At 73.6% G+C, this 19,939-nt stretch carries 14 protein-coding genes, 1 tRNA gene and 2 pseudogenes; 8 read left to right on the top strand and 9 right to left on the bottom strand.

The features are described from left to right. Nucleotides 1-109: 109 nt before the first annotated feature. Nucleotides 110-197, bottom strand: a tRNA-Ser gene (locus tag ACWCYO_RS18645). A gap of 63 nt (nucleotides 198-260) precedes the next feature. Then, on the bottom strand, nucleotides 261-2,228 hold the full coding sequence (locus ACWCYO_RS18640; RefSeq protein WP_449784813.1) for a S1C family serine protease: 1,968 nt from the start codon (nucleotides 2,226-2,228) through the stop codon (nucleotides 261-263). Between the two features lie 350 nt (nucleotides 2,229-2,578). Between ACWCYO_RS18640 and ACWCYO_RS18635 the strand changes: the two genes are divergently transcribed. From ACWCYO_RS18635 to ACWCYO_RS18620, 4 genes are all read left to right on the top strand, one after another. Next, nucleotides 2,579-3,997, top strand: a complete 1,419-nt coding sequence (locus tag ACWCYO_RS18635) for a purine-cytosine permease family protein (protein ID WP_270145860.1) — start codon at nucleotides 2,579-2,581, stop codon at nucleotides 3,995-3,997. Between the two features lie 79 nt (nucleotides 3,998-4,076). Further along, entirely contained in the window at nucleotides 4,077-4,901 is an 825-nt protein-coding gene (locus tag ACWCYO_RS18630; RefSeq protein WP_270145859.1) for a glycerophosphodiester phosphodiesterase family protein, read from the top strand. Nucleotides 4,902-5,019: 118 nt separating this feature from the next. Beyond that, nucleotides 5,020-5,727, top strand: coding sequence for an ATP-binding protein (locus ACWCYO_RS18625; RefSeq protein ID WP_449784812.1), 708 nt, complete (start codon nucleotides 5,020-5,022; stop codon nucleotides 5,725-5,727). A 101-nt stretch (nucleotides 5,728-5,828) separates the two neighbouring features. After that, nucleotides 5,829-6,812 carry a DUF5926 family protein gene (locus ACWCYO_RS18620; RefSeq protein WP_270145855.1) on the top strand — a complete coding sequence of 328 codons (984 nt, stop codon included), beginning with the start codon at nucleotides 5,829-5,831 and terminating at the stop codon, nucleotides 6,810-6,812. A 218-nt stretch (nucleotides 6,813-7,030) separates the two neighbouring features. On the opposite strand, the gene ACWCYO_RS18615 is transcribed toward ACWCYO_RS18620, so the two are convergent. After that, nucleotides 7,031-7,702 (bottom strand): bifunctional DNA primase/polymerase, encoded by a 672-nt coding sequence (locus ACWCYO_RS18615; protein ID WP_449784811.1) that lies wholly within the window; start codon nucleotides 7,700-7,702, stop codon nucleotides 7,031-7,033. Nucleotides 7,703-8,320: 618 nt separating this feature from the next. Between ACWCYO_RS18615 and ACWCYO_RS18610 the strand changes: the two genes are divergently transcribed. From ACWCYO_RS18610 to ACWCYO_RS18600, 3 genes are all read left to right on the top strand, one after another. Then, nucleotides 8,321-9,778, top strand: coding sequence for a PP2C family protein-serine/threonine phosphatase (locus tag ACWCYO_RS18610; protein ID WP_270145852.1), 1,458 nt, complete (start codon nucleotides 8,321-8,323; stop codon nucleotides 9,776-9,778). Nucleotides 9,779-9,963: 185 nt separating this feature from the next. Continuing rightward, the gene (locus ACWCYO_RS18605; RefSeq protein WP_449784810.1) at nucleotides 9,964-11,463 is read left to right on the top strand and encodes an aminopeptidase P family protein; all 1,500 of its coding nucleotides are present in this window, start codon (nucleotides 9,964-9,966) and stop codon (nucleotides 11,461-11,463) included. 186 nt (nucleotides 11,464-11,649) lie between these two features. Continuing rightward, entirely contained in the window at nucleotides 11,650-12,783 is a 1,134-nt protein-coding gene (locus ACWCYO_RS18600; RefSeq protein ID WP_449784809.1) for a helix-turn-helix domain-containing protein, read from the top strand. 64 nt (nucleotides 12,784-12,847) lie between these two features. Here the strand turns inward: ACWCYO_RS18600 and ACWCYO_RS18595 are convergent, their stop codons facing one another. The 6 genes and pseudogenes from ACWCYO_RS18595 to ACWCYO_RS18570 all read right to left on the bottom strand — a co-directional run bounded on the left by ACWCYO_RS18595 (nucleotide 12,848) and on the right by ACWCYO_RS18570 (nucleotide 18,780). Beyond that, on the bottom strand, nucleotides 12,848-13,624 hold the full coding sequence (locus ACWCYO_RS18595; protein WP_270145847.1) for a MerR family transcriptional regulator: 777 nt from the start codon (nucleotides 13,622-13,624) through the stop codon (nucleotides 12,848-12,850). An 80-nt stretch (nucleotides 13,625-13,704) separates the two neighbouring features. Then, nucleotides 13,705-14,934, bottom strand: coding sequence for a hypothetical protein (locus tag ACWCYO_RS18590; protein WP_405000683.1), 1,230 nt, complete (start codon nucleotides 14,932-14,934; stop codon nucleotides 13,705-13,707). Nucleotides 14,935-15,083: 149 nt separating this feature from the next. Beyond that, nucleotides 15,084-16,226 carry an LPXTG cell wall anchor domain-containing protein gene (locus ACWCYO_RS18585; protein ID WP_449784808.1) on the bottom strand — a complete coding sequence of 381 codons (1,143 nt, stop codon included), beginning with the start codon at nucleotides 16,224-16,226 and terminating at the stop codon, nucleotides 15,084-15,086. Between the two features lie 372 nt (nucleotides 16,227-16,598). Further along, nucleotides 16,599-17,177 carry a flavodoxin family protein gene (locus ACWCYO_RS18580; RefSeq protein WP_449784807.1) on the bottom strand — a complete coding sequence of 193 codons (579 nt, stop codon included), beginning with the start codon at nucleotides 17,175-17,177 and terminating at the stop codon, nucleotides 16,599-16,601. 140 nt (nucleotides 17,178-17,317) lie between these two features. Next, nucleotides 17,318-18,208: pseudogene (locus ACWCYO_RS18575) on the bottom strand (NAD(P)-dependent oxidoreductase); the annotation flags it as partial. A 149-nt stretch (nucleotides 18,209-18,357) separates the two neighbouring features. After that, nucleotides 18,358-18,780: a YunG family protein gene (locus ACWCYO_RS18570; protein ID WP_270145841.1), complete on the bottom strand. Its 423-nt coding sequence runs from the start codon at nucleotides 18,778-18,780 to the stop codon at nucleotides 18,358-18,360. Nucleotides 18,781-19,025: 245 nt separating this feature from the next. Between ACWCYO_RS18570 and ACWCYO_RS18565 the strand changes: the two are divergent. Beyond that, nucleotides 19,026-19,439, top strand: a pseudogene (locus ACWCYO_RS18565) (LuxR C-terminal-related transcriptional regulator); the annotation flags it as partial. Nucleotides 19,440-19,939 lie beyond the last annotated feature (500 nt).

Raw genomic sequence — 19,939 nt, 5'->3', positions numbered from 1 at the left:
CCCACGGTGTCAGGGTCAACCCCGGCCGCCGGAACGTCCCCCGGGAAACACCGAGGGCGGGTGCCGAGTGGTCTCGGCACCCGCCCTGAGCAGGTGGTTCTCCTACCAGCGGAGAGCGTGGGATTCGAACCCACGGCATGGGGTCACCATGCGACAGTTTTCAAGACTGTTCCCTTAGGCCGCTCGGGCAGCTCTCCAGGCGGAGGTCAGCCTAACGGGTCCGGCGGGTTTCGGTGCACACGATTCCGCGTGCCCGAGGATCACTGGTCACCGTCCCGCTGGCCGAGCGTGACCTTGGTGGTGAAGCTCTGGCCGTTGCGGGTGTACTCGACGTCCACGGTCTCGCCGGGCTTGTGCGTCCAGATCCGGCTGACCAGGGCGGGGCCGTTCTCGATCGGCGCGCCGCCGAGCTTGGTGATGACGTCGCCCGGCTTGAGGCCGGCCTTGTCGGCCGCGCCGCCGGGGGTGACGGCCGGCTGGCCCTGGACGTCGCGGGTCTGGATCTGCGCGCCGTCGCCCTTGTAGTCGTCGTTGCGCAGCACGTCGAGCTTGGCGTAGACCGGCTTGCCGGTCTTGATCAGGGTGTCCGCGACCCACTTGGCCTGGTTGATCGGGATGGCGAAGCCCAGGCCGATGCTGCCGGCCCGGCCGTTGGCGGAGGCGTTGGACTGGATCGCCGAGTTGATGCCGATCACCGCGCCGCCGGAGTCGAGCAGCGGGCCACCGGAGTTGCCGGGGTTGATCGAGGCGTCGGTCTGCAGGGCGTTCATGTACGAGGCCTGCGCGCCGGTCTCGTCGCCGGAGGCGACCGGGCGGTCCTTGGCGCTGACGATGCCGCTGGTGACGGTGGACTCCAGGCCGTACGGCGCGCCGATCGCGATGGTGGCGTCGCCGACGTTGACCTTGTCGGAGTCGGCCAGCGCCAGCGGCGCCAGCTTGTCCTTCGGCGGGTTGTCGATCTTGACCACGGCGACGTCGTAGCCCTCGGCGTGGCCCAGTACCGAGGCGCTGTAGGACGTTCCGTCGGCGAACTTGACGGTCAGTTTGCCGCCGTTGAGGGTCGGCGCGACCACGTGGTTGTTGGTGAGGATGTGGCCCTCGGTGTCGAAGACGAAGCCGGTGCCGGTGCCCGACTCCTGAGCGCCCTGCGCCTTGATGGTGACGACGCTGGGCAGCGCCTTCTGCGCGATGGCGGCGATCGAGCCGGGGACGGGCTCGTTCTTCTGGGTGTTGCTGGCCTGGATGGTGGTGCTGTGGTGGTCGTTCGCCGAGCCGCTGCTGCTGGTGCGGTCGGTGGCGATTACGCCGATCGCGCCGCCGGCGACACCGGCCACCAGGGCGACGGCCGCGAGCAGGGCCACCAGACCGCCGCGCTTCTTGCGCGGACCGCCGGGGCCGGTCGGGCCGCCGGGGTACTCGGCCGGGTAGCCGAGCGGGCCGCCCGGGCCGCCGGGATAGCCCGCGCCGCCGGAGGCCGCGTCCTGGCCGCCCCAGCCGCCGAGCGGCTGGCCGGCGCCGAAGGGGTGGTGGCCGTGCGCGGCGGGCGCACCGACGCCCGGAGCGCCGTACGGCTCCTGCGCGTTGGCGACCGGGGCGCCGTAGGGCTCCTGGACACCGGCGGCGGGCACGCCGTGGGTCGGGGTCGCGTACGGGTTGGCACCCGGCGGCAGGGCGGGCGCGGCCGGAGCGGCGGCCTGCGCGGCCGGGGCGGGAGCCGGAGCCGCGGGCGCAGCCGGAGCGACGGGTGGCGCGGGCGGCAGGACCGGCGGCGGGGCGTCGATGTAGCCGGTGACCGGGTCGACGGCCGGCTCCTCGACGGTGGGCGCGGCCGGAGCCTCCGGCGCGGGGACCTTGGTGAAGGCGACGGTGGGCTTGTGCCCGCCCTCGGCCGGAGCGGCCTCCATGCCCGCAGCGGTCTCGACGACCGGAGCGGCCTCCACGACCGCAGCGGTCTCGGCCGCGGTCGACTCGGCCGCCGGCGGGGCCGCCGGCTCCGGGACCCGGCTGAACGCCATGGTCGCCCGGTGCCCGCTGTCGGCCGGGGCGCCGTCGGCCGCAGCCGCGTCAGCGGCCGGCCCGGCCACGGGCTCGGGCACCCGGCTGAACGCCATGGTCGGCTTGTGACCGCCCTGAGCGGTGCCGTCGGAAGCGGCGCCGACCGCCTCCCCGGCCCCGGCGGGCTGCTCCCCCTGCGGCCCGGCGGGCCCAACCTCGCGCTCGGTGCTCACGGACGACCTCCATAGCTGACAGAACCAAGGACCATAGTTTTTCGCACCGTCGATTCGATTGCCGTAAGGACCCCTCTGAAGAACTCATAAGAATCCTTAGCCGTCACCGACGACCGGGGGCTCCCCACCCCCATCCGGCATCCCGCGATGCGGACCACGCACCCCGCGGCCTTTGGCGTTCGTACCCGTGCCGGTTAGCCTGTCGCTCCAAACTGACACGCGGGAGCTTGGACCGACCAGGCTGAGAGTGCGCATGTCGACGGTACGCCAGGCGAGCGACAGGCCAACCGTCGAGGGGGCGCTGACCGCCGGAACCTGTCCGGGTAATGCCGGCGTAGGGAGTATCGGCCATGCCGCCTGCTTCGCCATCGTCTTCTTCGGGCGCGCCCGCGTCCAAGGATTTCCCCGATCTTCCGGCCGGCTCGGCCGCGGCCACCGCGGTGCTCGACCAGCGCGTCGAGGCCCCGCTGGTGCTGGACACCGAACCGCCGCGCACCCTGCGCTTCCGGGACCACTTCGCGCTCTGGATGAACCTCGGCGTCAGCCTGATCGGCTTCTCGACCGCCGCGACCGTGCTCGGCGCGAAGGGCGGCGAGCTGTCGCTGGCCGCCGCGGTGACCGCGATCGTGACCGGTACGGCGGTCGGCACCGCGATGCTCGGCGTGGCCGCGCTGATCGGCGCCCGGACCGGCGCCCCGGCGATGGCCAACCTGCGCGGGCTGTTCGGCACCCGGCTGTCCTACCTGCCGACCGTGCTGAACATCGTCCAGTGCATCGGCTGGGGCGTGTTCGAGCTGCTGACCATCGCGGCGGGCGCGCAGACCGTCGCCCACACCACCGGCTACCGCTGGCTGTTCGTGCTGCTCGCGGGCGCCCTGACCACCGCGCTGACGATCTGGCCGCTGGGCTCGATCGCGGTGCTGCGCCGCTTCGTGGCCGGGGCGGTCGCGGTCGCGATGGTGTACTTCACCGTCCAGCTCGGCCGGCAGGGCGTGCCGGACCCGGGCGCGGGCAACTGGCACGGCTTCCTGGGCGCCACCGACGCGATGATCGCGGTGTCGATCTCCTTCGTCCCGATGGCCGCCGACTACACCCGGCACTCGCGCACCCCGCGCTCGTCGTTCTGGGGCAGCTTCTCCGGCTACACCGTCGCCCAGGTCTGGTGCTACGTGCTCGGCCTGATGGCGCTGCTGCAGTCCGACGGCGACCCGGGCCGGATCTTCGACTCCTTCCTCGGCGTCTGGGCCGGCTGGCTGTTCCTGCTGGTGCTGGTGCTGCGCGAGACCGACCAGTCCTTCGCCAACGTGTACTCGACCGCGATGTCGCTGCAGAACCTGCTGCCGCGGGTGGACCGCCGGGTGCTGAGCGGCGGGATCGGCGTGCTGACCACCGTGCTGGCGCTGCGGATCGACCGGTTCACCGACACCTACGGCAACTTCCTCAGCCTGATCGGCTCGGTGTTCGTGCCGCTGCTGGCGGTGCTGGCGGTGGACTACTTCTTCGGCGCCGGCCGGCACGGCTGGGACCTCTCCGAGCGGGCGCCGTCCCGCTGGCTGATGCTGCTGCCCTGGGTGTTGGGCTTCGCGGTCTACCAGTTCATCGCGCCGACCGCGGTGGCCGACTGGTGGGTGGACTTCTGGACCTCCGCCCAGGAGTCGCTGCACTTCACCCCGCAGGAGTGGACCTCCGCCTCGCTGTTCGCCTTCCTGGTGCCGGCGCTGGCCACCTGGGCGCTCACCCCGCTGACCCGCCGCGCCGCGCGGGCCTGACGCACCGGACGGGGAGCCGGCCCCTCAGGTTGGGGCCGGCTTCGCCTCCGCGTCACCTGCGCCGCCTATCGTTGGGCCCGTGACCAGCCCAGACCTGCCCCCGGCGGCGGCGCGCACCGCGCCCTCCGTCCAGGTGATCGCCCACCGCGGTTCCTCCCACGCCCTGCCCGAGCACACCCTCGCGGCCTACCGGCGCGCGCTCGACGAGGGCGCGGACGCCGTCGAGTGCGACGTCCGGGTGACGGCCGACGGCCACCTTGTCTGCGTGCACGACCGCCGGATCGGCCGGGTCTCGAACGGCCGGGGCACCGTCTCGGCGATGACCCTCGCCGAGCTGGAGGCGTACGACTTCGGCGGCTGGAAGACCGGCCGGCCCAGCACCGACCCCGAACTGCGCGGCGTGCTGCGGCTGGAGCGGCTGCTCGAGCTGGTGGTGGACTGCGGCCGCCCGGTGGACCTGGCGATCGAGACCAAGCACCCGGTGCGGTTCCGCGGCCTGGTCGAGGTCGAGCTGCTGCGGACGCTGGAGCGGTTCAAGATCGGCGCGGCCCGGGAGGGCGACCGCCCGTCCGCCCGGATCATGAGCTTCTCCTCGATCGCGCTGGGCCGGGTGGCCGCCACCGCGCCCGAGTACCAGCGGGTGTTCCTGATCGAACGGATGCTGCCGCTGCTCGGTCAGCTGCGCCCGGGCCGGCCGCTGCCGGGCGGGGCGCGGATCGCCGGCCCGGGCATCGAGCTGATCAAGGCCAAGCCCCAGCTGGTGCCCCGGCTGCGCGAGCTGGGCCACGAGGTGCACGTGTGGACGGTGGACGAGCCGGCCGACGTGGAGCTCTGCCTGGAGCTCGGGGTGTCCGCGATCATCACCAACCGGCCCGCCGAGGTGCTGGCGCAGCTCGGGCGGTGATCCGGGACGGGAACCGCCGCCCTACCGGTGGGACCCGATCACTCTGGTCGGCAAGCAAACCTTCCGCGCACGGTATTGCCGGAATTCTTGCCCGCGGGCGACGGAGGGTGAGCACGGAATGACCTCTTGTCGACCGTGCGTCGCGCTGCTCGAAATGGATCCGTGGGATCCCCCGATGGTCGTTTCCGACGCATTACCAAGGGGCATCCATCCCTCGGCAAACGCTGAAGGAGGTCCGGGGGTGGCGTTGATGGTGGCGCGCGAAGTGCCGACTTCATCGACCATGGCAGTGCCGCACGGCCCAGCGAGTGTCGGGGTCGCACGGCGCCGACTGCGTCGAGATCTGGGTGACCGGCAGATAGCGGAACCGGTCATTGACGATGCCGTACTGATCCTTTCCGAACTGTTGAGCAACGCCTGCCGGTACGCCCGTCCGCTCGGCCCGCTGCCGGCCCTGGGCCGCGGGGCCCGGGCCGAGGTGGTGGACCAGGTGCTGGTCGGCGTCCCCTCCGGGACGCCCCCGGCGCCGGGCGGCCGGGAGCGCGAGGACGGCACGATCGAGCCGGACGGCGGAGTGCTGGTCCGCTGGCAGATGCACGCCGACGGCGTCCTCACCCTGGAGGTCACCGACGGCGGCGCGGCCACCCGGCCGCTGCCCGCCAGCCCCTCGCTGACCTCGCGCGGCGGCCGCGGCCTGGGCATCGTCGACCAGCTGGCCAGCGACTGGGGCGTGCGCGACGCGCCCGGCGAGGTGACGGTCTGGGCGGCACTGCCCGCGCGCGCCCGGCACGCCCGGCGTACCGGCGGCGACGCGCGCAGCGCGTAGCGGCCCGCCCGACGAGCCGGGTCCTTGGGTGAGTCGGGCGCCGAGAAACTGTCAGTAGGCTTCCCGGTGAAAAGGACCACCGTCCCCGGGAGAGCCGCAGCATGGGCAAGAAGGCAGCCAAGAAGGCGCCGCAGCGCCAGTCCACCACCGCCGTCACGGGCGAGATCCCCGTGGTCGGGGCCCGCGAGGACTGCCCCTGCGGCTCGGGCCGCCGGTACAAGGCCTGCCACGGCCGGGAGGCCTCGCACGCGGTGCAGGAGCTGGTGCACCGCCCGTTCGAGGGCCTGCCGGGCGAGGCCGACTGGGTGGCGCTGCGCGAGCTGGTGCCCGCCGCCACGGTGCCGCTGACGCTGGCCGCCGGGGTGGCCGAGGCCGCCGAGGGTGACGTCCCGTCGGTGACCCTGGCGACCGTGCTGCCGCTGGCCTGGCCGGCCCTGCGCCGCCCGGACGGCTCGATCCTGCTGGGCCTGCAGACCCAGTCCTCCTCCGGCGACCTCAGCCGCGACCTCGCGGACGCCCTGGAGCTGGCCCTGACCACCGAGCCGGGCAGCCCCGTCCCGGCCCGCCGGACCGTCCCCGGCGGCCGTCGCCTGCAGGACCTGCTGGACACCACCGCCGCCTTCACGCCCACCGTGCACACCGGCTTCGAGTTCTGGCTGGAGGACGCCGAGACCGCCACCGGTGAGGTCGCCGCCTCGCTGGAGCGCGCCAACGCCTCGGCCATCCCGACCGAGAAGCTCAGCAGCGTCGACGCCGCCTACTGGTGCGGCACCCCGGACAAGAACCACCTGCGCTGGGTGATGACCGTCCCCGAGGAGCAGCTGCTGGACGCGCTGGCCCGGCTGAACGCCGCCGGCGAGGCCTCGCTCGGCCCGGACACCCGCCTGGTCGGCTCCTTCCGCGCGCACGGCCTGACCGTCCCGGTGTGGGACCTCCCGCTCGCCATGACCGCCGCCGACTGCGAGAAGCCGGCCGCCGAGTTCGGCGAGCGGCTCGCCGCCGTCCTCGCCGACGGGACTCCGCTCACCGCCGAGGAGCGGCGCGCCCGCGCGAACCTGGTGAACCGTCAGGTCACCCTGAACTAAAGGGCGCAGGATCCGGGTGATACGCGTCACATTGTCGCCATGAAGCCGCAATTTCCCGGCCTGGAGGGCGTCTTGGAAATTGGCGCGGGCGCGGATCCTTGTTACTGTCTAAAGAGTCCGGCCGCTGGTGCATCCCCCGTCGCCAGCGGCCGGATCTTTTCTTTTTCCGGAACGCCCCGCACCGCCGGGCCCGGAGTCCGGTACGGCCCGGCGGCCCGTCAGTGCGCCGAGCGGCCGCTGTCCAGCCGGACCGTCGCCTCGACCAACTCACCCAGCAGCGGCCCGACCTGCGGCAACCGCACCCCGCCGCCCACCGCCGGTCGCGGCGCCAGCACCCAGCGCACCCTCCCCCAGCCTCCGGCAGGGGGGACCCCCATGGCCCCGCCGCCGGGCGGCAGCGGCAGGAAGCCGCCCGGCCCGTGGTAGCGCAACGAACCCGGCACCCAAGGGAGTTGGGCGAGCATCTCGCCCAGCGCGTCGAGCGAGTACGGGGCCACCAGCAGTGCGTAGCGGCCCGGCATCGCGAGCACCGGCCCGAGCGGCAGCCGCAGCGCCCCCAGGTAGACCAGCGCCCGGGCGCCGGCCGCCGCGGGCAGGCTGACCGCCGACACCGCGGAGCCGGTCGCGGCCAGCACCGGCGCGTCCGGGCTCTGCCGCTCCCACCACCAGCGCACCATCCGGGCGTCCGTGGTGGCGGCCAGCAGCGAGGGGTCGTGCGGGTGGGCGCCCGGCACCGGGCAGTCCGGATCGCCGCAGGAGCAGCGGCCGCCGCACAGCACGGTGCCCGGCACCACGGGCCAGCGGTGTTCGACGGCGGCCGTCAGGGCCGCGGCCAGCCGGGCGGACGACTCCTGCGACCGGCTCTCCGGGCGCTTCGGGTTCTCACGCATGGCGCTCGTTCCTTTCCCTGACCGCTCGGTTCGCTCCGCCCCACCGACATCCGCCGGAACTCGCCACGCGGGCCCGCGACGGCACGGCCCCGGGCGACGCGAAGCGGGGCGGGCGGCATGGCGGACGGCGCGGCTACGACGTGGAGCACGGTGTGGAGCACGACATGAGAAGGGCCGCGCACTGGAACAGCCCTTGGAACGAGAATCCCGTATGCGACCGGATGGACGCCGCCCGGGCGCGCTTGGTTCCACCGTACGAGTGAGAGACTTCCGGCCAGCCCAGGAGTGCGGGCGGCGCGGACATAGGATCCGGACGGCCGCCCGGTCCGTCCCCTCCGTTCTGCCCGCTCCCGGCTCGCTCCATGCCTGCGGCCCCGACCGGCGCGCCGCGTTCCGCGCACGCCCTCCGACCGGGTCGAACAGACGTGGAACCGGCCACCGCGTCGTCCCGGATCTGGACATGCCCCGAATGGCCTGTGTAGAAGTGGTGGCATTGCTGTCGATCAATGACGAGTAGTAGCGAATCGAGGCGAATCACGCCCTTTGGCCGTGCTCGCACCACATTGGCCGTATCTGGGGGTTCCGCATGGCACGTAGCACCGCGTCAGGAGTGGCGGCATGACCAACTCCCACCCGTCGACGTCCCACCCGTCGCCGACGACCGCCGAACCGGGCGAGCCCGGCTGCGCAGGCGGGCTCACCGTCCTCGACCCGCCGGACCTGCCCGGCCCCGCCGACGCACCGGACGGCGACACCGCCGCCGCGGACGGCCCCACGGCACCGTCCGCCACGGTGCAGGACCGTTTGGCCGGACGTCTGTCCGATATCACCAGCCTGCACGAGCACACCGAGCGCCTCGTCCGCGCCCGCGGCCTCGACGCCACCCTGGACGCCGTCCTCGCCTCCGGCGCCGCCCTGCTCGGCGCCAGCCGCGGCGTGCTGGTCACCCTGATGCCGGGCGGCGGCGCCGGCCAGCCGGTCGGCCTCGGCCTCGACCGGGCCAGCCTCGGCGCCCTGGAGACCGTCCCGACCGAGCAGAGCCTGCTCGCCCGGCTGCTGCGCGAACAGGACCGGCCCGAACAGCTGCACTCCCGCGACCTCGCCGAGGACCCGGCCATCGGCGGCCGGCTGCGCGAACTCGCCGTCCACCTCGGCCTCGGCGGCGCCGTCGGCCTGCCGTTCGCCACCGTCGAGGACGGCCCGCTCGCGGCCGCCGTCTGGTTCTACGACCGGCCCGCCGAACCCACCCGGTGCCAGCGCGAACTGGCCCACCACTACTGCGAGATCGCCGCTCAGCTGCTGGCCAGGCAACTGGAGGCGGAGCGCACCCGGCGCACCACCGAGGCGCTGCGCCGCGGACTGCTGCCGGACCACCTCCCCCAGGCCGACGGTCTGCGGCTGGCCGCCCGGCTCGTCCCGGCCGGCCTGGACCACTCCAACGGCAGCGACTGGTACGACGCCATCCCGCTGCCGGACGGCACCCTCGGCCTCACCGTCGGCTCGGTCTCCGGCGACGGACCGGGCGCCGGCCCCGGCTCCGCCCCCGGCGCGGCCGCCGCGATGGGCCGGATCCGGGCCGCACTGCGGGCGTACGCGGTGCTGGAGGGCGAGGACCCGGTCTCCGTCCTGGGCGACCTGCAACTGCTGCTCAAGACCACCGAGCCGACCCGCACCGCCACCGCCGTCTACGCCTGGGTCGAGCCGGAGGAACGCCGGATCACCCTCGCCGGGGCCGGGCACTGCCCGCCCGTCCTGGTCGGCCGGCACGGCGCCGAATTCGTGGAGACCTCGCTCTCCGCGCCGCTCGGCATGCTGGCCTGCTGGGAGGCCCCCGGAGTCGAGTTCACCGCCGCGCGCGGGGACACCCTGCTGCTCTACACCGAGGGCCTGGCCCGCCGCTGCGGCCCGACCCTGCACGCCGGACAGGCCAACCTGCGCCGGGCCGCCGCCGACGCCCCGCGCGACGTGCGGATCGACCCGGACCGGCTCTGCGCCCACCTGCTGGCCGTCTGCCCCGACCCGGACGCCGCCCCGGCCACCGACGACCTGATGCTGCTGGCCGCGCGCTTCGAGTAGGTGCCCGAGTAGGTGTCCGCGTAGGCGCCCGAGTAGGTGTCCGGGCAGGCGTACGAGTGGGCATACGAACCCCGAACCGACGGGCGACCGGGCGTCCGTACCATGGACGCACGGCCGCCCGCGCGTGTCGCGACCCGACACCTCCCCCCGAGGGCGGCGGTACCACCCCCTAGGAGGCGTTGCACGTGACCGAGGACCGGATCCCCGCGGTGGCCGAGAACCCCGAGGCCGAGGGCGGCGAGGAGCCGCCGCAGTTCAAGGGCCGCAAGAACGGCCTCTACGGCGAGATCTCGGACGAGCTGTCCGCCTCGATGAAGTCCGGCTGGGCCGACACCGAGCTGCACGGGCTCGCCCCGATCGCCCAGGCCGGGTACGCCGCCGAGCGCCGCGCCAAGCTGTCCGCCGCCCACCCCGGCGTGCGCCTGGTCGTCCCCGCCGGCAACCTGCGGGTGCGCTCCAACGACACCGACTACAACTTCCGCGCCGCCAGCGAGTACGTCCACCTCACCGGTGACCAGACCGAGGACGCGGTGCTGGTCGGCGAGCCCACCGGCGACGCCGGCCACGAGTTCACCCTCTACCTGCTGCCCCGCTCGAACCGCGAGAACGGCGAGTTCTGGCTGGACGGCCACGGCGAGCTGTGGGTCGGCCGCCGGCACAGCCTGAGCGAGCAGGAGCAGCTGCTCGGCCTGCCGGCCCGGGACGTCCGCCAGGCCGCCGAGGAGCTGGCCGAGCGTGCCAAGGACTCCACCGTGCCGACCCGGATCGTCCGCGGCTACGACGCCGGCCTGGAGGCCGCGCTCGCCAACGTCCTGGACGCCGACAAGGACGCCGAGTTCAAGGAGTTCCTGAGCGGTCTGCGGCTGGTCAAGGACGAGTGGGAGATCGGCGAGCTGCGTGCCGCCTGCGACGCCACCGTCAACGGCTTCACCGACGTGGTCCGCGAGCTGGGCCGGGCCGTCGCCACCTCGGAGCGCTGGATCGAGGGCACCTTCTGGCGCCGCGCCCGGGTCGAGGGCAACGACGTCGGCTACGGCACCATCGCCGCCGCCGGCCCGCACGCCACCACCCTGCACTGGGTCCGCAACGACGGCGACGTGCGTCCCGGCGAACTGCTGCTGCTGGACGCCGGCGTGGAGACCCACACCCTCTACACCGCCGACGTCACCCGCACCCTGCCGATCAACGGCTCCTTCACCGAGCTGCAGCGGAAGATCTACGACGCGGTGTACGACGCCCAGGAGGCCGGCATCGCCGCGGTCAAGCCGGGCGCCCGCTTCCGCGACTTCCACGAGGCCTCGCAGCGCGTCCTCGCCGAGCGGCTGCTCGCCTGGGGCCTGCTGGACGCCTCGGTGTACGACCTCGAGAAGGTCCTGGAGCTCGGCCTGCAGCGCCGCTGGACCCTGCACGGCACCGGCCACATGCTCGGCCTGGACGTCCACGACTGCGCCCACTCCCGCCGCGAGGAGCACGTCGACGCCCTGCTGGTGCCCGGCATGGTGCTCACCGTCGAGCCCGGCCTGTACTTCCAGCAGGACGACCTGACCGTGCCGGAGGAGTACCGCGGCATCGGCGTCCGGATCGAGGACGACATCCTGGTCACCGCCGACGGCAACGAGAACCTCTCGGCCGGCCTGCCGCGCCGCTCCGACGAGGTCGAAGCCTGGATGGCCTCGCTCGCCTGAACCGGGCCGAACCGGCCTGGACCAGCCTGGACCGACCGTTGAAGGGTCCGGTCTCCGCCGTCGCGGGGAGGCCGGGCCCTTCGGCGTTCCCCGGCGTGGCCGCTGCGGCAGGGCGGTCCGAAGTTCCGGGGTGGCCGGGACGGCTACACTCACCGGGATTCCGCCACCCGTGAGCAGGGGGTTCGCATGGCCGAGCAGATCGCCGAGCAGGCTGCCGGGCAGATCTCCCAGCAGGTCGCCGGGCAGGTCGCCGAGGACCGGGTCGCCCGGCCACGCCCGGTGGCCGTCACCATCGGCCGGCGCCCGGAGCCCGTGCACGACGTCGCGGTGTACGCCTTCGATGGCATGGCACCGTTCGAACTCGGCGTGGTGGTCGAGGTGTTCGGGCTGGCGCGGCCCGAGCTGGGCGGGCTGCTGGCGGCGCCCTGGTACGGGCTCAAGGTGTGCGCCGACCGGCCGGGGGCGGAACTGGACGCGGTGGGCGGCTTCGCGCTGACCGCCCGGCACGGCCTGGACGACCTCGCCGCGGCCGACACCGTCGTCATCCCCGGTGTGCGCAACGCCTTCAGCGGCGTGGGGGCGCCTCCCGGCCGCCAGACCGGGGGAGTCTCCCCCGGTCTGGTCGAGGCGCTGCGGACGGCGCACGAACGCGGCGCCCGGATCGTGTCGATCTGCTCGGGCGCCTTCGCGCTGGCCGCCGCCGGGCTGCTGGACGGCAAGGAGGCGACCACCCACTGGCGGTACGCCGAACTGCTCCAGCAGCGCTACCCGCGGGTGCGGGTCAACCCGGACGTGCTGTACGTGGACAACGGCGACGTGCTGACCAGCGCGGGCAGCGCGGCCGGCATCGACCTGTGCCTGCACCTGGTCCGCCGGGACCACGGCGCCAAGGTGGCCAACAGCGTGGCCCGCCGCTTCGTGGTGGCACCGCACCGGGACGGCGGACAGGCCCAGTTCATCGAGGCGGCGGTCCGCCCGGTCGAGGAGGACGAGGACGGGATCGCCCGCAGCATGCAGTGGGCGCTGGACCACCTGTCCGACCCGCTGACCGTCTCGGTGCTGGCCCGGGCGGCGCGGATGTCGGACCGCTCGTACCTGCGGCACTTCACCGCCCGCAACGGCACCAGCCCGATGCGCTGGGTGGTCACCCAGCGCATCGCGGCCAGTCTGGCGCTGCTGGAGTCGCCGGAGGGGACGGTGGAGGAGATCGCCGCGGCGGTCGGCTTCGAGAGCGCGGCGACCTTCCGCCACCACTTCGGGCGGGTGATGCGCACCTCGCCGACCGCGTACCGGCGCTCCTTCGGGCGCGGGGTGGCGTGACCGGCCACGACACCCGCCACGACACCCGCTGCGCCTCCCTCGGCGCCGTCCCCGGCGCCTCCCGCTACGCCTTCTCGTGCCGGTCGGCGTTGGCGACGATGGCGTCGTGCAGCCACTGCGCCAGGCCGGGGGCGAGCTCCTCGTAGGTGGTGGTCCAGCGCGGGTCCGAGACGTACAGGCACGCCAGACCGCGGTGGATGGTGAACGTGCAGTCGTAGAAGTTCCGGCGGATGTGCTGCCGGTGCGCCTCGGCGAGGTCCATGGCCACCGTGCCGTCGGCGGGCTCGCCGGCGGTGACGGCCGCGACCAGGCCGTCGTTGAGCTCGGTCATCTCGCCCTGGATGCGCTGCCAGTCGGCCTTGGTGTAGCCGCCGGTGCGGCGCTGGGACTCGGCCCAGGCCTCGGTGTCGCCCCAGCGCTGTTCGGCCTCCTGCTCCCACTCCTCCTGGTAGCCCTCGCCGAAGATCTCGAACTTCTCCTCCGGGGTCAGCTGAATGCCCATCCTGCGTGCCTCCATGGCGTGTTCGACGGCTGCGGCGAGGTCCTGGAGGTGCCTGATCCGGTCGGTCAGCAGTCGGTGCTGCCGCCGGAGGTGCTCGCTCGGGCTGACCGAGTCGTCGTCCAGAATCGCCGCGATCTCCTCCAGGGGGAATCCGAGCTCGCGGTAGAACAGGATCTGCTGCAGCCGGTCGAGGTCGGCGTCCACGTACCGGCGGTAGCCGGCCCGGGTGCGGCCCGCGGGGGACAGCAGGCCGATCTCGTCGTAGTGGTGCAGGGTGCGGACGGTCACCTTGGCGATCTTCGCCACGGCGCCGACCGAGTGCCCCTCGCCCTCGTTCATCCGGAAACTCCTCCCTGGCGCTGACCACCACCCTGCGCTCTCACGTCACGTGAGGGTCAAGCCGTGTTTCCGGGCGGGACTCAGGCGCTGACCAGCTCCCGCTCGCGCCGCCGGGCCGACCGACGGCGCCCGTCCCCGCCGCCGCCCCCGGCCGGTGGCCGCGGTCGGCGGGTCTGCTGGGTGGGCCAGAGCAGCACGTACGCGGCGGAGACCACCACGAAGGCGAGCCGGACGAAGCCGCGGGCCGGGTCGGACGGCAGGAACAGCGTGCCGCCGTACAACGCGGCCAGCGCGATCCAGCTCCACCACGGGACCAGCCGCTTCTGCCCGACCGCGTCCCAGAGCAGGGTGCCGAGCAGGATCGAGGCCGTGTAGTACGTGTAGACGCTCGGGTCGAGCAGGATCCGGGCGTCCGCGCCGAGCAGCACCACGGCCGGCCAGCGGCCGCGCCAGACGGCGACGCAGCCGAGGCCGATGCCGAGCGCGAACTGGGTCGGGCGGTCCCACCAGGGAGTGGACGGGTCGGTGACCCCGAACCAGCGCAGCGCGGAGGCGGGCTGGTTCGGGATGGTGAACTTGGCGGCCGCCATGGTGTCCAGGTTGCCCAGGTAGAACGGCAGCCAGGCGACCGCGACCAGCAGGCAGAACCAGAGCGCGGTGCGCAGCCAGGCGGGCCGTGGCAGGGCCAGGATCAGCGGGGCGAAGGCGATCGCCCAGGGTTTGGAATCGACCGCCAGGGCCAGGAAGACCGCGACTTGGACGGGCTTGCCGCGGGCCAGGCCGTGCGCGGCGAGGGTGGTGAAGAACAGCGCGAGGACGTCGTCCAGGTGCGCGAAGCGGACCGAGACCTCGACCCACATCGGGATGAACGCCAGCCCGGCGATCAGCAGGCGCTGCTGGAGCCGGCGGTGGTTGGTGCCGGTGCCGAGGTAGTAGAGGGCGGCGGTGCGGCCGACCAGGACCAGCATCACCAGGCCGAGCCCGGCGCTCACCGCCTCGGCCATCAGCTGGCCGACGTGCGGTGAGAACGGGGCGGTGAGCCGGGCGGCGGCCAGGCTGACCGGGCCGATCTGCAGCTCGGGGTGGTGGGCGTAGAGCGAGAGGCCGCCGTCGGGCTGCCCGCTGAAGAGCAGCTGTTCGCCCTGGCGCAGGTAGTGCCAGGAGAAGCCGCCCCTGGGCTCGACCAGGAAGAACCAGAGCACCGTCCACGCCGTCAGCAGCACGTGGTGCCTGCGGAGCGGCAGGCCCGCGATCCGACCGGTCGCGGATTCGTAGTCGGTGGTGATCCGTGCCGTGCGTTCTTCCCGCACCTGTCCCTCTCCCCGCCGTTCCGCCCCCCTCCGGCCGGACATCCTATGTGACGGAGGAGTACCGCCCGTGCCGCCCGGAGGCCCGTCCGAGCGGACGGGTGGGCGGCACGGGGGTACTCGGGAAAAGCCCCCCGGCTGTCAGCTCCGGGTCAGCCCTGCTGGCCCGCCTTGCGGCGACGCAGCACCACGAGGGTGCCGACACCGGCGACCAGGACGGCGCCACCGGCGGCCGCGATCGCGGTGGTGTCGTCGCCGCCACCGGTGCTGGCGAGGTTCTTGCTCGCCTTGTCGGCGGCCGCCTTGGCCTTGGTCACGCCGGCCTGGGTGATCTTCGGCGGGGTCACGTTGGGGACGGTCACCGGGATGTCGATCGGCTGCTGGGCGTCGCTGCCGCCGTCGGTGGCACCGCCGGACGGGGCCGGGGCGCCGGTCGAGGCGGACGGCGAGGCGGAGGCGGACGGCGAGGCGGTGCCCGGGGCCGGGGTGGTCGGCGCCGCGGTGGTCGGGGCCGGGGTGGTCGGCTCGGTGCTGGGGGTGGTGGTCGGGGTGTGGCTCGCCGACGGGGTGCCGGTTCCGGTCGGGGTGCCGGTCCCGGTCGGGGTCGGCTTGCCGGTGTGGGTCGGGGTCGGCTTGCCGGTCGGGGTCGGGCCCGCCTTCTTGATGGTGAAGCCCGCGCCGCGGACGCCGTCGCAGCTGAAGGCGCCGTTGTCGACCGGCAGGTGGCTGTCGTCGTCGAGCGCGCTGGCGAAGACCACCGGGACCAGGCCGGCCCGGCCGAGCGGGGCGTTGTCGGTGAAGGACAGCCGCACCTTGATGGTGAGGCTCTCGCCGCGGTTCAGGACGAGCAGGGAGTCGTCGGTGACGTCGCCGTCCGACCCGACGCCGCCGAGCAGCATCAGGACGGAGTCGTCGTCGTGCTCCCCGCCGCCCGGGGCGGCCACACCGGTCTGCCAGCCCTCGCCCGGCAGCTGGTACTCGATCTTGAGGTGCTTGGCCTCCAGCGAGCCCTGCTTGTTCTTGAGCTTCACGAACGGGTAGAAGACGTCGTCGTGCTTGGAGGAGTTGTCGATCCGGTAGGTGAACTCACGGGGAGCGCCACCGGCGATGAAGGTGCCGGGGACCCCGTGCACCGAGAGGTCGAGGGCGTACTTCGACTTCTGGTCCGCCGGCGCCGCGGCGGCGGACGGGGTGCCGGTGGAACCGACGGCCATGGCGCCCTGGGCGCCGGCCAGCACCAGCGAGGACGTGAGCGCGGCGACGCCGGCCAGGGCAAGACTGCGACGTATGGACAAGGAGACCTCACGGAAGTGTCCGGGCGAGGCCCGGGCGCGAGGGGGCGGCCGCAGACGCCGCGGACCCCCCGCGAAGCTGAAAGTCCGACGGAGAGTACCGAACGATCCGGCCACTCCGGAAGGCAGGTGCCCCGCTGCGGCACGTTCCCGGGGCCGGGGCGCCCGAATCGCCCAACTCCGTCCTCCGGTAGGGCTTTTGTGCTTTGCCAAAAGATGACCGCGGAGTGACGGGTACACGCCCGGAAGGACGGTACCGCACGGGCCTCGATGGCGTGAATACGTCAGTCGGCCGGGGTCGGCATGACGCCACCCCGGGTCGGCATGGCGCCACCCCGGGTCGGCATGACGCCACCCCGGGGCCGCGGCGCCGACTCAGCCGGTGAAGAAGGACTTGGCCGCGATCAGCGCCCGCTCGTCCCGCAGGACGTCCCCCGGGCGGGTCCCGTTGCCGATCAGCGCGCCGCCCCAGCGCATCCCCATGTACTCGGCGGTCAGCTTGAGGGTGCCGATCATCGGCTCGGCCTGCTCCTCCGTGCCGGCCAGGACGCTGACGTCCCACAGCGTGCCCCCGGCCATCCCGGCGCGGAAGTCCACCCCGGACACCCGGAACCAGGCCGACCAGTAGTCGAGGTAGAGCTTGGCGGTGGTCGGCAGCGTGTACCAGTACACCGGCGCGACGAAGACCAGGTCGGTGGCCTCCAGGGTGGCCTCCAGCAGGGTCCGCTCGTGGCCGACCGGCTCCGGGTAGCCGCCGTCACCGGTGTGCCGCAGGTCCTGGAAGGGCGGCAGCGGGTGGTCGGCGAGCCGCAGCCAGCGCTGCTCCGCGCCCTCCGGCAGGCTCGACTCGGCTGCCAGCCGGGCGAGTTGTTCGGTGTTGCCGCCGGCGCGCGAGCTGGCGTCGAGGAACAGGAAACGGCGCGGCGCCTCGGCGCCGGACGGCTGGTCGGTCATCGGTGCTCCCCCGGTCGGGTGTTGCGGACAGAGGTGCGAGCACCAGCCGCGCGCCGGGTATTCCGCGCCTGCGCCCTGCCCGGGGTCCCGCGCGGCTGCCCGCCTGTCCGGTGCTTGTGAGCAGGCGGGCGCGGCGGTGCTCAGTCCGGCAGGCCGGCCCGGCGGCGGGCGACCTCGGCGACGGCGGCCCAGTCCTTCTCCCCGTCGCCGTGCGCCAGCGCGTCCAGGAAGGCGTCCCGCAGGATGCCGCCGAACGGCAGCGGGACGTGGCGCGCGGCCCCGGCCTCCAGCGCCAGGCCGACGTCCTTGAGACCGAGCGGCAGCCGGAACCCGGCCGGCTCGTACCGGCGCTCGGCCACCATCGAGCCGTAACCGGAGTAGACCGGCCCGGGGAAGAGCGTGCCGGTGAACATCTCCACCAGGTCGGTGGGCCGCACGCCGTGGGCCTCGGCCAGGCTGCACGCCTCGGCCATCGACTCGATCGCGCAGGCCAGCAGGAAGTTGGTGCTGATCTTGGCGGTGTTGGCCTGCCGGGGAGCGTCGCCGAAGTGCCAGACGCGATCGCCCATCGCGGCGAACAGCGGCTCGGCCCGGTCCAGCAGCTCGGGCGCGCCCGCGGCCAGGATGTTGAGCTTCCCCTCCGCCGCGACCGGGGGCCGACCGAGGACGGGCGCGGCGACGTAGCCGATGCCGTGCTCGGCGTGCAGTTCCTCGGCGCGTTCGGCCAGCGCGAGCGAGACCGTGGCCATGTTGACGTGCAGGGTCGCCTTCGCGCCCGCCAGCAACTCGGGGTCGAGCAACAGCCGTTCGACCGCCTGGTCGTTGGCCAGCATGGAGACCACGACATCGGCGGCGAACACCTCGGCGAGCGAGCCCGCCGCCTCCGCCCCCTGGGCCACCAGCGCCGCCACCGGCTCGGGCGAGCGGTTCCAGACCCGTACGGCGTGGCCGGCCCTCAGCAGGCTGCCGGCCATGCCCCGCCCCATCGCGCCCAGCCCCACGAAACCGACCGTCGCCCCGCTCATCCGCGCACTCCCGTCGTCGCCGCCACCCGTACGGTGGTCCGTCCGGGCCGACTGTACGTCAGGGGAGCTTCGGAGCCGGGGTGGTCAGCGTCGGTCTTCCCGGCTGGTGCGCCGAGGCGTGTCCGTCCCGGCCCTAAGGGACCCGGGCCGGTCGGCTAGGCGACCCGCACCGGTCGGCGGATCCGGCTCGCGGCGGCCCCGCGCTCCAGCTCGGTGACCACGCGGTGGCGCAGCAGCTCGTACTGGGCCTGGAGCCGGCCGGGGCGGGCCGGACGAGCGACCGGGCGACCGGGGCCGACCAGCTCCTCCGGGCCGAACTGCTCGCGGGTGAGATCGATCTCGAAGCCGGTGGCGAAGCGGTTCCACCAGTGGAGGTCCGTCCGGACCCCGTCGACGTGCACCTCGCCCATCATCAGCTCGCCGCCGAGCAGGTCGTGCACCACCATGGCCGTCACCCCGCACTGGCCGCGGGCGGGATTGTCGGGACGCCAGTGGGCCAGGTCCTCGGGCGCACAGGTGTCGACACCCCAGGAGGAGCGGATCGCACGTTCGATGTCGTTGAGGGTCCACGCCGTCATACCGGGAAGCCTGCCACGCGCCACTGACAACGACATCGGCTTTTCGAAGGGTCACCGCCTGTTCTGCGGCGACCCCTCCCTTGTTCACCCGAACGAGGACACCGTGGGGCGGCGGGTCCGGGTCTACGGCCGGGACGGCGGCAGGGCGCGTTTCGTGGACGACGGCCGGCAACGCGCTCGGAGAGCGCCCTGGAACGCGCCCGGCCGACCAGGGTGGGTCACTTCGCCAGCGCGGCGACGCCGGCCTGCGCGCCGCCCCCGGCGGACCGCACGTCCTGGTGCTCACCACGTACGACACCGACGCCGACATCACCCGGGCCATCGCCGCGGGCGCCACCGGCTACCTGCTGAAGGCCGAACGGCCGGAGGAGTTGTTCGCCGCCGTCCACGCGGCCGCGCTGGGCCGGACGGTGCTCTCGCCGCCGGTCGCCTCCCGGGTGATAGCCCAGATGCGGGCGCCGGCGCCGCAGCTCACCGAGCGCGAGCAGGACATCCTCGAACAGCTGGCACAGGGGCTGGGCAACCGGGAGATCGCCCGGGCGCTGTTCATCAGCGAGGCGACGGTAAGGACCCATCTGGGCCGGATCTACGACAAGTTGGGCGTGGACACCCGGGCGGGCGCGGTGGCGGTGGCCAAGGAGCGCCGGCTGCTGCGCTGAGCGCGGGCCCGGGCCGTCCCGAGTTCCGTCCATCACTGCGTTGAGCACTCGCGCGGTGTCACTCCGTACTGCCATGATGCATGGAATGTCGGATTCCAGACCGCGCGGTTTCCATGCCCGGGGCATGCGGCACGGCCGCACGCGCCCCTGACGGACCCACAACTTCCTGGTCAACCCCGACACACCGATCCGACCGGGTCGTCACGATTGTGGATTTTTCGTGGATCTCACTATTGACAAACCAACCACGCGGTTTGTTAGCGTGAGATCAACGACGCCCCCGGAGGTGGGGGCTCGCCGGGGTCCGTGCGGACGCTCTCGCCGGAGGGTGTTGCCAGGGGGGCGGCGGGGTTGCCGGGGTGTCGGGGGGAGCGGCAGCGCCGAAGCCGCGCGACGAGGCGGCGTGGAGCGGGTCCGGGGGTGCGCCAGTTACCGCGGGATCGTCCCCGACGAAGCGCTCGGGGACGGGCTGGCCGCCCAGCGGCGTGAGCTGTGGGAGC

It is taken from the genome of Kitasatospora sp. NPDC001683, assembly GCF_053596495.1.
This window is presented reverse-complemented; position numbering and strand designations above follow the sequence as displayed.